Annotated in this window: 13 protein-coding genes; 8 read left to right on the forward strand and 5 right to left on the reverse strand. The window is 32.7% G+C overall.

All coding sequences use genetic code 11. From position 1 onward, the window contains the following. Window positions 1–48: 48 nt before the first annotated feature. Window positions 49–189, forward strand: a complete 141-nt coding sequence (locus JQN76_RS12335; RefSeq protein WP_001789981.1) for a hypothetical protein — start codon at window positions 49–51, stop codon at window positions 187–189. Window positions 190–262: 73 nt separating this feature from the next. On the opposite strand, the gene ezrA is transcribed toward JQN76_RS12335, so the two are convergent. Next, complete coding sequence (gene ezrA, locus JQN76_RS12340) at window positions 263–1,957, reverse strand: septation ring formation regulator EzrA (RefSeq protein ID WP_000244865.1); 1,695 nt, start codon at window positions 1,955–1,957, stop codon at window positions 263–265. A 136-nt stretch (window positions 1,958–2,093) separates the two neighbouring features. Here ezrA and JQN76_RS12345 point away from each other — a divergent pair, with 136 nt between their 5' ends. Together JQN76_RS12345 and rpsD are read left to right on the forward strand one after the other, a co-directional pair. Next, window positions 2,094–2,558, forward strand: a complete 465-nt coding sequence (locus JQN76_RS12345; protein WP_000207845.1) for a GAF domain-containing protein — start codon at window positions 2,094–2,096, stop codon at window positions 2,556–2,558. A 243-nt stretch (window positions 2,559–2,801) separates the two neighbouring features. Beyond that, on the forward strand, window positions 2,802–3,404 hold the full coding sequence (gene rpsD, locus JQN76_RS12350; protein ID WP_000090512.1) for a 30S ribosomal protein S4: 603 nt from the start codon (window positions 2,802–2,804) through the stop codon (window positions 3,402–3,404). Between the two features lie 215 nt (window positions 3,405–3,619). On the opposite strand, the gene JQN76_RS12355 is transcribed toward rpsD, so the two are convergent. After that, window positions 3,620–4,363: a glycerophosphodiester phosphodiesterase gene (locus JQN76_RS12355; protein WP_000174285.1), complete on the reverse strand. Its 744-nt coding sequence runs from the start codon at window positions 4,361–4,363 to the stop codon at window positions 3,620–3,622. Window positions 4,364–4,442: 79 nt separating this feature from the next. Between JQN76_RS12355 and JQN76_RS12360 the strand changes: the two genes are divergently transcribed. The 4 genes from JQN76_RS12360 (at window position 4,443) to JQN76_RS12375 (ending at window position 7,943) form a co-directional block, all read left to right on the forward strand. After that, complete coding sequence (locus JQN76_RS12360) at window positions 4,443–4,889, forward strand: OsmC family protein (RefSeq protein WP_000553927.1); 447 nt, start codon at window positions 4,443–4,445, stop codon at window positions 4,887–4,889. Between the two features lie 113 nt (window positions 4,890–5,002). Beyond that, on the forward strand, window positions 5,003–6,163 hold the full coding sequence (locus JQN76_RS12365) for a pyridoxal-phosphate-dependent aminotransferase family protein (protein WP_000291419.1): 1,161 nt from the start codon (window positions 5,003–5,005) through the stop codon (window positions 6,161–6,163). Continuing rightward, window positions 6,150–7,754 (forward strand): phosphoglycerate dehydrogenase, encoded by a 1,605-nt coding sequence (gene serA / locus JQN76_RS12370; RefSeq protein WP_000808837.1) that lies wholly within the window; start codon window positions 6,150–6,152, stop codon window positions 7,752–7,754. Before JQN76_RS12365 ends, serA begins: the two co-directional genes overlap by 14 nt. A 93-nt stretch (window positions 7,755–7,847) precedes the next feature. After that, window positions 7,848–7,943, forward strand: a complete 96-nt coding sequence (locus tag JQN76_RS12375) for a hypothetical protein (RefSeq protein WP_031775019.1) — start codon at window positions 7,848–7,850, stop codon at window positions 7,941–7,943. Here the strand turns inward: JQN76_RS12375 and JQN76_RS12380 are convergent. From JQN76_RS12380 to JQN76_RS12390, 3 genes are all read right to left on the reverse strand, one after another. Continuing rightward, window positions 7,904–9,034 (reverse strand): HAD family hydrolase, encoded by a 1,131-nt coding sequence (locus JQN76_RS12380; protein ID WP_000721708.1) that lies wholly within the window; start codon window positions 9,032–9,034, stop codon window positions 7,904–7,906. The two genes, JQN76_RS12375 and JQN76_RS12380, sit on opposite strands and share 40 nt — an antisense overlap. 106 nt (window positions 9,035–9,140) lie before the next feature. Beyond that, window positions 9,141–10,607 (reverse strand): N-acetylglucosamine-specific PTS transporter subunit IIBC, encoded by a 1,467-nt coding sequence (nagE, locus tag JQN76_RS12385; RefSeq protein WP_000276363.1) that lies wholly within the window; start codon window positions 10,605–10,607, stop codon window positions 9,141–9,143. A gap of 127 nt (window positions 10,608–10,734) precedes the next feature. Continuing rightward, complete coding sequence (locus JQN76_RS12390; RefSeq protein ID WP_000287588.1) at window positions 10,735–11,352, reverse strand: lysophospholipid acyltransferase family protein; 618 nt, start codon at window positions 11,350–11,352, stop codon at window positions 10,735–10,737. A 171-nt stretch (window positions 11,353–11,523) separates the two neighbouring features. Between JQN76_RS12390 and JQN76_RS12395 the strand changes: the two genes are divergently transcribed. After that, on the forward strand, window positions 11,524–12,798 hold the full coding sequence (locus tag JQN76_RS12395; protein WP_001279338.1) for a S1C family serine protease: 1,275 nt from the start codon (window positions 11,524–11,526) through the stop codon (window positions 12,796–12,798). The last annotated feature ends 43 nt before the right edge of the window (window positions 12,799–12,841 follow it).

A 12,841-nucleotide genomic window follows, 5' to 3' on the forward strand; every position in this document is an offset into this window, starting at 1 on the left:
TACTTATTAAATAAGAATTAGACTATTTCACTCTATTTAAACAGCTGTGTGATTATGCTTTTTTCACTACTTATATTAATTAAAACAACACATTTGATTACGTTTATCTTTAAACAATTGCTATTTATATTTATTGTCCCTTTCATTTATCCATATAAAAAAGAAGCTAGACAACGTATCGTTGGCTAACTTCAATTATTAAACTCATCAGTCCAATTTGACAGAGTGCTCATATTATTTAAGTATAACTACATACTAGTTTCTATTGCTTAATAACTTCTTCTTCAATATGTTTAGTAACACCTGGCTCAACACTTTCAAGAGCTTGCTCTGCAATTTCAATCGCACGCTTATAGCGATTATTTTTAAATAATCGTTCAGCTTCATTTAAGCTCTTATCAACATTGCTATAGTCCTTACGATATCTATTTCCATATTGAATTAATTTCTCTGCATAAACAGCATTAACAAGAACATCATTTGCTTCATCTTCAAATGTATTCATTTGAATCACAATTTTAGACACTTTATCTTTTAACTGTTTAACGTGTATTGGACGTTCACTAAATTGTTCGTTAACATCACGAACTTCATGATCAATTTCATTTTTCATGATGATAAACCTTTCAGGAACGCTTGTTAAGTTAGAAGCAAGTAATCGACGATACACTTCTTCTTTCTTCGATTGTACTCGTAGCAGATTGTCTTCTGCTTCTGCTTCATCTTCACGCAATTGAATCAGATGATTTTGTAGCTTTTCTTGTTTGTCATTAATAACTGTGACATGATCTTCTAAATATTGTAAATTATCCTGAACCTCGCTATATCGCACAGCAGATTTAGACATTTCTTTTAAAATATCATCATATACAGAAATTAAACTTTGAATTTCATTTTCAAATTGACGAACACTTTGAGCATCAGATTCATTTATATAGTAGTTTTCACGTACATATTCAATTTCTGTTTGCAATGTATAATTCATGTCTTTAGCTTTGAATAAGTTATCCGTAATGATATCTTTTGTTTCTTCGACATCATTTTTAGCTTTAACTTCATGTTCAATTAAATCATACATGTCATCTAACTTATCATTGATATTAGCTAGTTTATCATTAGCTTCTTCTAATTCTAAGCGGCTAATTAATGGTTCAACGAAACTAAGCTCTGTTTTTAAGCTTTGTAATGTACTGTCTACTTTTACGTGATCCAGATCATACCCTTCAACTTTAAGATCACGGCAACCATATTTTAAATCTTGGAATTGACCAGGTAATTCTTTTTGAGTTTCTCTAATTAATTCTGGTATTTCTTCCATATAAGATCTTAGCTGTTTCATTTGTTCATTCAAGGCAGCTATATGGTTGTGCGCTTGTACATAATTACCATCAGCTTTTAGTACTTCATATTGCTCTAACCTTGGCTCAAACTTTTCAATTTCAGTTTCAAGTAGACTTGCTGCCTCACCAAATTGATGACGATTTGCTAAAACATCACGTTTCATTTCACGATAATCAACCTTACATTTGTCATATAATTCATCATTATCTTTGTATAACGCAATAATTTCATTTACATCTTCTAATTGTTGCTGATAGCTTTGTTCGTAACTATCCATCAACTCATTTGCATCATCAATTTCACTTTGAGATGCGTTGAAACTAAATTTATCTAATAAAGCCTCAGCATTATGGATTTTTTCTTCCACAGGAGCTAGATACTTATTTGTACTTTCTACGTTGTCCTTTTTCATTGCATCGTATTTCGTTTTTGTTTCACCTTTTAAATTCAACTTAGATAATTGTGCAAGGTTTTGATCAAAAGGTAACGTCTCAATTTCATTTTTACGTTCGATTGCTTTTTCAATAATTTGTCGTTTATTTGAACGTAAATAGAATAATACACCTACAGCAATCAATATAATCACAATTATTGCCAAAATGATATATAACACCATATGCTTCTCCTCCTAATTTATCATTACTATTATAACGTAATTTTGCTTAAGGATAAATTATAAAATGAATTTATTGCCATAATATTTTCGAAATTCTATACTATTATAAAATCTATGAAAATAAGAGGTTTTAAATATGACAACAATTAACCCAACAAACTACACATTATTAAAGAAACAAGCAGCAAGCCTTATTGAAGATGAACATCATATGATTGCTATTTTAAGTAATATGTCTGCCTTATTAAATGATAATCTAGATCAAATTAATTGGGTCGGCTTTTACTTATTGGAACAAAATGAACTTATACTTGGACCTTTCCAAGGACACCCCGCTTGTGTCCACATTCCAATTGGAAAAGGTGTATGTGGTACAGCCGTTTCAGAACGTCGTACACAAATTGTAGCTGATGTTCATCAATTCGAAGGACATATCGCTTGTGATGCTAATAGTAAGTCTGAGATTGTCGTTCCAATTTTCAAAGATGATAAAATTATCGGCGTCTTAGATATCGATGCCCCTATAACGGATCGATTTGATGACAATGACAAAGAACATCTTGAAGCAATTGTTAAAATTATTGAAAAGCAACTCGCATAAAAGGACATCAGCATTTTCAATAAAGTGTTGACAGTTAGCAGGAAAATGTTACAATAATCTTTGTGTGAATTAACGAAAGTAGCAGTTGTATATTATTGAGCGCTATGTTGTTCCCAATGCGGACGTGTCACGTAACTGTCGCTATAAGGTGAAGACACATAAAACAATATATCTTAGTAAGCATGCAACACTCTTTTTTGTTTATTCATAACAACAAAAAAGAATTAAAGGAGGAGTCTTATTATGGCTCGATTCAGAGGTTCAAACTGGAAAAAATCTCGTCGTTTAGGTATCTCTTTAAGCGGTACTGGTAAAGAATTAGAAAAACGTCCTTACGCACCAGGACAACATGGTCCAAACCAACGTAAAAAATTATCAGAATATGGTTTACAATTACGTGAAAAACAAAAATTACGTTACTTATATGGAATGACTGAAAGACAATTCCGTAACACATTTGACATCGCTGGTAAAAAATTCGGTGTACACGGTGAAAACTTCATGATCTTATTAGCAAGTCGTTTAGACGCTGTTGTTTATTCATTAGGTTTAGCTCGTACTCGTCGTCAAGCACGTCAATTAGTTAACCACGGTCATATCTTAGTAGATGGTAAACGTGTTGATATTCCATCTTATTCTGTTAAACCTGGTCAAACAATTTCAGTTCGTGAAAAATCTCAAAAATTAAACATCATCGTTGAATCAGTTGAAATCAACAATTTCGTACCTGAGTACTTAAACTTTGATGCTGACAGCTTAACTGGTACTTTCGTACGTTTACCAGAACGTAGCGAATTACCTGCTGAAATTAACGAACAATTAATCGTTGAGTACTACTCAAGATAATACGTTCAATACAAACACCCACAATTGTGGGTGTTTTTTTTATTAATTTAAAAATGATAGATTCAAAATTATATGGAGCTACCCTATTTTACAATCAACTTAGAATTTACAAGTCTTATTTGTTTAATTATCTTTAGTATTTCATCATTAGTTTTTAAAATTATCAATTGCGATATACGAATCCTCATCCCTCTATCAAATTACCATTCATCGTCTCACTTAATAAATAATTTCGGATTATCTGTAATTAATCCATCTACACCCATTTGTCTTAATTTTTCTCCAGTTTTCAATTTATTAACTGTGTATGGCATAACCTGTAATTGATGATGATGTGCTTTATCAACAAATTTTCTGGTCACTAATGCATAATTAGGATTAACATAACTAGCAATTTGAGCAATTCTTGAAAAGTTTGGCTTTTTATACCAATAATTACGTTTACTACAAAGCACACCTAATTCATATATACTGCCCAATGTGTTTAACTTTTCGATGCATTCGATATCAAAAGATTGTATAACTACTTGTGTCGCATCGACTTTCTTTTCTTCCAAAAATGCCAGCAATTTACATTCTATTTCTGGATATAAATTCGGACTTTTCAATTCAATCAATAGCTTTTTATCATACTTTAAGCATAATGAAAGTACTTCATCTAACGTGGGTATTCGTTCTCCCTTAAAAGCAACATCTTTATAACTACCAAAATCAAATGATTTTAATTGCGATAATGTGTAATCAGAAATACGCCCCTTACCATCCGATGTTCTATCAATTGTTTCATCATGTATCACAACAAAATGTTGGTCTTTGGTCAAATGAACATCTATTTCTAACATAGCAACATTGAGCCCCATTACCTCTCGATAACCGACCATTGTATTTTCAGGAAAATCACTCGGCAATCCACGGTGCGAAACAATTTGTAATTCATCTTTCAGTTTATTCAGAGTCATTGATAAGTCACCTTTCTGTTAAACTTTGATAAACTATTCTAAAATTAAACTATCACAATTATATTGGAGGTTAAAGCAATTGCATCAACATGACTTTAAAGTCCAAACTTCTTGGCAAGGTGGTCGTAACAATGTCGGAAACGTTCAAGGCGACATACTTTCAGAGAATATTTCTATACCTGCTTCTTTAGGTGGTGTTGGTATAGGAACAAATCCCGATGAAATGTTAGTATCAGCCGCTTCATCATGTTATATCATCTCATTAGCAGCTACTCTTGAACGTGCAAAGTTCACAGATATTTCAATTGAACAACAATCGATTGGAACAGCTTGTTTAAATAACGGAAAATTCAGTATGTCAAAAATTGTGCACCATCCTCAAATTCAAATTCCAAGTGATCAAATAGCACAATTAGAAAAGCGATTACCAAAATTGATAACAATTGCAGATAATAATTGCATGATTTCAAATGCTGTAAGAAATAATGTGGACATAAAAATCTATCCCAGCATTCAGGCCAAATAAAATCGTTAAGTGATAACGTTTGTTCGACAATATAGCGTTATCACTTTTTTAGGCTTTTAAATTTTCAGAAAATTTGCTAAAATAGTGAAATCTTATTTATAGGAGGCATATAAATGTATTATCATCAACCGTTGTTATTAACACCTGGCCCAACCCCTGTACCTGATGCCATTATGAGAGAAATTCAAGCACCTATGGTTGGTCATCGTTCTAAAGATTTTGAAGACATCGCACAACAAGCATTTCAAGGTCTAAAGCCAATATTTGGGAGTCAAAATGATGTACTTATTTTAACATCTAGCGGTACAAGCGTCTTAGAAGCTAGTATGTTGAACATTGTAAACCCTGAAGATCACTTCGTTGTCATTGTTTCAGGTGCCTTTGGTAACCGATTTAAACAAATTGCACAAACTTATTACAAAAATGTGCACATTTATGACGTAACATGGGGAGAAGCTGTAGATGTTAAAGATTTCATCAATTATCTTTCAACTTTAGATGTTGAAGTTAAAGCAGTATTTAGTCAATATTGCGAAACATCTACGACAGTGCTACACCCTATTCACGAGTTAGGAAATGCCATCAATCAATTTAATAGTAATATTTATTTTGTAGTTGACGGCGTAAGTTGCATTGGTGCTGTTGATGTTGACATTAACAAAGATAAAATTGATGTACTTGTTTCTGGTAGTCAAAAAGCAATTATGTTACCTCCAGGATTAGCTTTTGTAGCTTATAGCCACCGTGCAAAAGAACGTTTCAAAGAAGTAACTACGCCAAAATTTTATCTAGACTTAAATAAATACATTTCGTCACAAGCTGACAATTCTACACCGTTCACACCAAATGTGTCTTTATTTAGAGGTGTAAATGCATACGTTGAAACCGTAAAAGCAGAAGGTTTCAATCACGTAATAGCACGACACTATGCAATTAGAAATGCATTAAGAAGCGCCTTAAAAGCATTAGATTTAACTTTATTAGTCAATGATAAAGATGCATCTCCAACGGTTACAGCATTCAAACCTAATACAAATGATGAAGTGAAAATAATCAAAGATGAACTTAAAAATCGGTTTAAAATAACAATTGCTGGTGGTCAAGGCCATCTTAAAGGTCAAATTTTAAGAATTGGTCATATGGGGAAAATTAGTCCTTTCGATATTTTATCGGTAGTATCTGCTTTAGAAATTATTTTAACTGAACACCGTAAAGTTAACTATATCGGTAAAGGTATATCAAAATATATGGAGGTTATTCATGAAGCAATTTAATGTACTCGTTGCAGATCCCATATCAAAAGATGGTATCAAAGCATTATTAGATCACGAACAATTTAATGTAGATATTCAAACTGGCTTGTCCGAAGAAGCATTAATCAAAATTATACCTTCATACCATGCTTTAATCGTTCGTAGTCAAACTACGGTCACTGAAAATATCATAAATGCTGCTGATTCTTTAAAAGTAATCGCACGCGCCGGTGTTGGTGTAGATAATATTAATATTGATGCTGCAACATTAAAAGGTATTTTAGTTATTAATGCCCCAGATGGTAATACGATTTCAGCTACTGAACATTCACTGGCAATGTTATTATCAATGGCTCGAAATATTCCGCAAGCACACCAATCACTTACAAATAAAGAATGGAATCGAAATGCATTTAAAGGTACTGAGCTTTATCATAAAACATTAGGTGTCATTGGTGCTGGTAGAATTGGTTTAGGTGTTGCTAAACGTGCGCAAAGTTTCGGAATGAAAATACTAGCTTTTGACCCTTACTTAACGGATGAAAAAGCAAAATCTTTAAGCATTACGAAGGCAACAGTTGATGAGATTGCCCAACATTCTGATTTCGTTACATTACATACACCACTAACACCTAAAACAAAAGGCTTAATTAATGCTGACTTTTTTGCCAAAGCAAAACCTAGTTTGCAAATAATCAATGTGGCACGTGGTGGTATTATTGATGAAAAGGCGCTAATAAAAGCATTAGACGAAGGACAAATTAGTCGGGCAGCTATCGATGTGTTTGAACATGAACCTGCAACTGATTCGCCTCTTGTTGCACATGATAAAATTATTGTTACACCTCATTTGGGTGCATCAACAGTCGAAGCTCAAGAAAAAGTGGCAATTTCTGTTTCAAATGAAATCATCGAAATTTTAATTGATGGTACTGTAACGCATGCAGTGAATGCACCTAAAATGGACTTAAGCAATATAGATGATACTGTAAAATCATTCATCAATTTAAGCCAAACAGTTGGTGAATTAGCTATTCAATTAATGTACAATGCACCAAGCTCTATTAAAATTACGTACGGTGGCGACTTAGCCTCTATTGATAGTAGTTTATTAACACGTACAATTATTACTCATATTTTAAAAGATGATCTTGGTCCTGAAGTCAATATTATCAATGCTCTAATGTTGTTAAATCAACAACAAGTGACATTAAATATTGAAAATAATAAAGCAGAGACAGGTTTTAGTAACTACTTAGAGGTAGAACTATCAAACGATAGCGATTCCGTTAAAGTTGGCGCTTCTGTCTTTACAGGTTTCGGTCCAAGAATTGTTAGAATTAATAATTTTTCTGTAGACTTAAAGCCAAATCAATATCAAATTGTGTCATATCATAATGATACTCCAGGTATGGTAGGAAAAACTGGCGCATTGTTAGGTAAATACAATATCAACATTGCATCTATGACTTTAGGTAGAACTGAAGCGGGCGGAGATGCGCTAATGATTTTATCCGTTGATCAACCTGTTTCAAACAATATAATTGATGAACTTAAACAAGTTGGTGAATACAATCAAATTTTCACAACTGAATTGACGGTACAGTCATAAACAATTTATGTAAATTCAAAATGCCAAGAAGACATTGGATTACTTCCATTGCTTCTTGGCATTTTTTCATTATTAATTTCATTGTAACTCAATATGAAACCTTTGGTTCAATCATTCACTTCAAGTTATGCTGTCAAACAACAATCAAATTACAAATTATCTAGTACACTTCTAAGTTCACCTAAATGATTAATAACATAGTCGGCATGATGCGCTTCTAACTCACCTGCAGCATCCTTACCTTTTAAACCTGTTAATGTTCCAATAAACGTTGCACCTATTTTTTGAGCACTTAATAAGTCAGCTAACGAATCGCCTACTATAAATACGTCATCTTTATTTACAATGTTATCTTGCTTATTGATATAAGATTCATATTTATCGCGATTATTACCATATAAAGCTGCGATATAACTAAAAGGATTCGGCTTTCCTAATGGTCGTGCTTGCGGATACATATTCTCTGCTTCTAAAACATCACTTGCTGTTGCAATAAAATCAGCCTCAAAATATGGTAACAATCCTAAATTTTCAAATGGCACAACAGTCTCAGTATAAGGACGACCTGTTGCAATACCTAATTCGAAACCAGCACCTTTTAAATCATTCAGAAGTACCTTAACTTCATCTACTGGTCTCAAAATAATTTCTTGATAAATATAACCTGTCTTAAAAGTAGTTCGTGCTATTTTCTTTTCAACATCTTCATACAACTTCGATCCTAAATACCATTCTTGATAAACTTCTTGCGCTAACGTCCATAATGCACCCTTCAAACTAAATAAAGTAGCATCCGAAACATGTAACTCTGTTGTTGCAAACTCTTCCAAAGCAGCATAAATATTATTTTTACCAACTTTTACATTATCCAAAAATTGTAAAGGTAGTTGTTCATTTAAATTAAAACAGTCTGCTAAGTTTGTGCTTATATTTTGCAACTTCAATTCGACAGGCTCATCTTGATACATGAATGCCTCAATTTCATCATGTGATAACTTTTTCAAAATATCAATTAAATGAATACTAAAAACGATAAATAACATATCCCAATTTGAATTCAGCCCTAGCGATTTTAATTTGTTTAAAATCTTATCTTTTTGAAAAATTCGATTCCTAATGTCTTGTATATCGTTATCAGTCAAAGTTTCCCAATCTATATGTGAATGAAGACCTAAATAACACTTATCCATTAATAATTCATATACCGTTAATGCAGAGACATCGAAACAACGTTCTTCACTTAAAAAAACGCCATCAACATCAAATAAAATTTTCTTCACAATCCCCACTCCATTTCTGAAAATTCAGATATAAATCATTCTACTATTTGACTAAAAAAAGCGCAAACCCTATTGAAGTTGGATTTGCGCTTTAGCTGTTTAAATTTTATAAATGTTTTTCAATTTCATCAGCAACCTGCTGTACGTGTGTACCGACAATAACTTGAGTTGAATGTTTACCATTAACAGTAACACCAACTGCACCGGCGTTTTTAATCTTCTGTTGATCAATAATAGATGTGTCTTTTAACTCTAGACGCAACCTTGTTGCACAATTAGTTAAATTAACAATATTCTCTTGACCACCTAAACCTTCTAATATTTGTATAGCATGTTGATGATATTTACTTTGTTTAATATCATTTTCACCAGGAGCAATATTATCTTTTACAACTGTTGGATCAACTAATTCATTTTCACCTCTACCAATCGTATTCAAGTTAAATACTTGGATTACTACACGGAAAATCACATAGTATAAGATGAAAAATACAACACCTTGAACAAGCAACATCAATGGATGATTTGATACCGGATTAATTAGTGATAACACATAATCTATCAAACCTGCACTAAATGAAAATCCAGCTGTCCAATGGAATGTAGCTGCGATAAATAAAGATAATCCTGTTAATAACGCATGAACAACATATAAGATTGGCGCAACAAACATAAATGCAAACTCAATCGGCTCTGTAACACCAACGAAAAATGCTGCAACTGAACTCGCTAGGAACCAACCGTAAACTTGTTTTTTCTGAGTCGTTTTAGCTGTATGATACATTGCTAACGCAGCCGCTGGAATACCAAACATCATGATTGGGAAGAATCCCGCTTGATAGCGTCCTGTAATACCTTTTATAGCATCTTTGCCACTTTGGAATTTACCAATATCATTAATACCAATCGTATCAAACCAGAACACACTATTCAGTGCATGATGTAATCCTGTAGGAATTAATAATCTATTGGCAACACCATATATGAAAGCTCCAAACGATCCTAAACCGACTATAGATTCACCAAATTTTAAAATCCATGAATAAAGTAGTGGCCATAAGAATAACAATATGACAACTAAAAATGTACAGTAAAATGCAGTCATAATTGGAACTAGACGTTTACCACTAAAAAATGATAATGCTAATGGTAATTCTGTTTCACTAAACTTATTGTATGCATAAGCTGCTATTAAACCTATTACAATACCAACAAAGACATTGCCATTATTCATCTTTTCAAAAGCTGAATTTATTTCCGAAGCTTTCATTCCTAATAAAGGCGCTAATTTCATTGGTGATAATACAACTGTAACTAAAAAATATCCTAACGTAGCTGCAAGCGCGACTGCACCATCATTTTTCTTTGCCATTCCTATAGCTACACCAATTGCAAATAAAATACCTAATTGCTCTAAAATCGTAGTACCTACCGTAGTAAAGAACATTGCGATTTTCGGCGTCGCATGAAGTGCATTTAACGTATTACCAATTCCGGCAATAATTGCTGCAGCCGGTAAAATGGCAACTGGTAACATTAACGAACGCCCTAAATTTTGGAAAAATTTATACATTGAATGTCATCCTTCTTAAAATAAGGTAGAAATATAAAGATTACTAATGTAACTAGAATAACTACTTCGATACTCCGTTATAGTCACCTAGGCTTACTAACCAGCTATATTTCTACCTCAAGTTATTTTATAAACTTTTTACAATTTCATGCAATTCTTGTTGTAACTTTGCTGTTCGTGTTTCAATCTCTTTTGTAATATAATCGATACGCTCGTTTCGTTTTAAATCTTTAGGTAAATCGTTAATATCGATTGGTTTACCAATATTTATGTATGCTTGTCCTGTTAAAAGACCGTGAATCTTAGTAGGACCAACATAAGCAACAGGTAATATTGGTGACTTACTTAACATTGCAATTGTTGAAGCACCACGTTTCAAAGGTGCACCTTCTTGCGATGTGCGAGAACCTGTTGGGAAGATACCAACTGTCTTATTATCTTTCAACAAATTGATTGGGCGTTTTAAAGTACTAGGTCCTGGATTTTCACGATCTACAGGAAATGCATTTAAAGACGTTAAAAATTTACCAATCCATTTATTTTTGAATAATTCTTTTTTAGCCATATAATGAATTTGATTAGGATATAATGCCATACCTAGCATAATGACTTCGTTATAACTTTCATGCGTACAAGTTACGACATATTTACTATCCTTAGGAATATTATCTTTACCGATTACGTATAATGATTTTGACATTTTAACTAAAATGAAATTCAAAATCTTACTAATCACTGAATACATTGTGCCACCTACTTAACTTATTTGTTTATAACAACTAGATTTTATCACTATATTTTTACTAGAACAAGATAGTCTGAAAATACATCTAAAGTTGTATAGTGTATTACTAGCAATAATTATAAAAAAAAGACATAATTAAAGCATATATAAATCATATAATGGAGGTTAAGTATGTCAGATTTTAATCATACAGATCATTCTACAACAAACCATAGCCAAACACCTAGATACAGAAGACCTAAATTTCCATGGTTTAAAACAGTCATCGTTGCATTGATTGCTGGAATTATTGGTGCACTTCTAGTACTTGGTATAGGCAAAGTATTAAATAGTACAATTTTAAATAAAGATGGTTCAACTGTTCAGACAACAAATAATAAAGGTGGCAATCAATTAGACGGTCAAAGCAAGAAATTCGGTACCGTTCATGAAATGATAAAATCTGTCTCCCCTACAATTGTTGGAGTTATTAACATGCAAAAAGCATCAAGTGTAGACGACTTATTAAAAGGCAAATCATCTAAACCATCTGAAGCTGGAGTAGGTTCAGGTGTTATCTATCAAATAAACAACAATTCAGCTTATATCGTTACAAACAATCATGTTATTGATGGCGCAAATGAAATTAGAGTCCAATTACATAATAAAAAACAAGTTAAAGCGAAATTAGTTGGTAAAGATGCAGTAACTGATATTGCTGTACTTAAAATTGAAAATACAAAAGGTATTAAAGCGATTCAATTTGCCAACTCTTCAAAAGTACAAACTGGCGATAGCGTATTCGCAATGGGTAACCCATTAGGATTACAATTTGCTAACTCTGTAACATCTGGTATCATTTCAGCAAGCGAACGTACGATTGACGCTGAGACAACTGGTGGCAATACAAAAGTTAGCGTTCTTCAAACAGATGCTGCTATTAACCCAGGTAACTCAGGTGGCGCATTAGTAGATATTAATGGTAATTTAGTTGGTATTAACTCAATGAAAATTGCTGCGACACAAGTTGAAGGTATCGGGTTTGCTATTCCAAGTAATGAAGTTAAAGTAACAATTGAACAACTTGTAAAACATGGTAAAATTGACCGCCCTTCGATTGGTATTGGTTTAATTAATTTGAAAGATATTCCTGAAGAAGAGCGCGAGCAACTTCATACTGATAGAGAAGACGGTATTTATGTCGCCAAAGCTGATAGTGATATTGATCTTAAAAAAGGTGATATTATTACAGAAATTGATGGCAAGAAAATTAAAGATGATGTTGATTTAAGAAGCTATTTATATGAAAATAAAAAACCTGGTGAATCAGTCACTGTTACCGTTATCCGTGATGGTAAAACAAAAGAAGTTAAAGTGAAATTAAAACAACAAAAAGAACAACCAAAACGTCAAAGCCGATCAGAACGTCAATCACCTGGCCAAGGCGATAGAGATTTCTTTAGATAATTTACAGACAGAAAAGTACATTAAGAGCCTACTCATTACATTC

This window comes from Staphylococcus sp. SM3655 (assembly GCF_016917315.1).
Taxonomy (GTDB): Bacteria; Bacillota; Bacilli; order Staphylococcales; family Staphylococcaceae; genus Staphylococcus; species Staphylococcus aureus.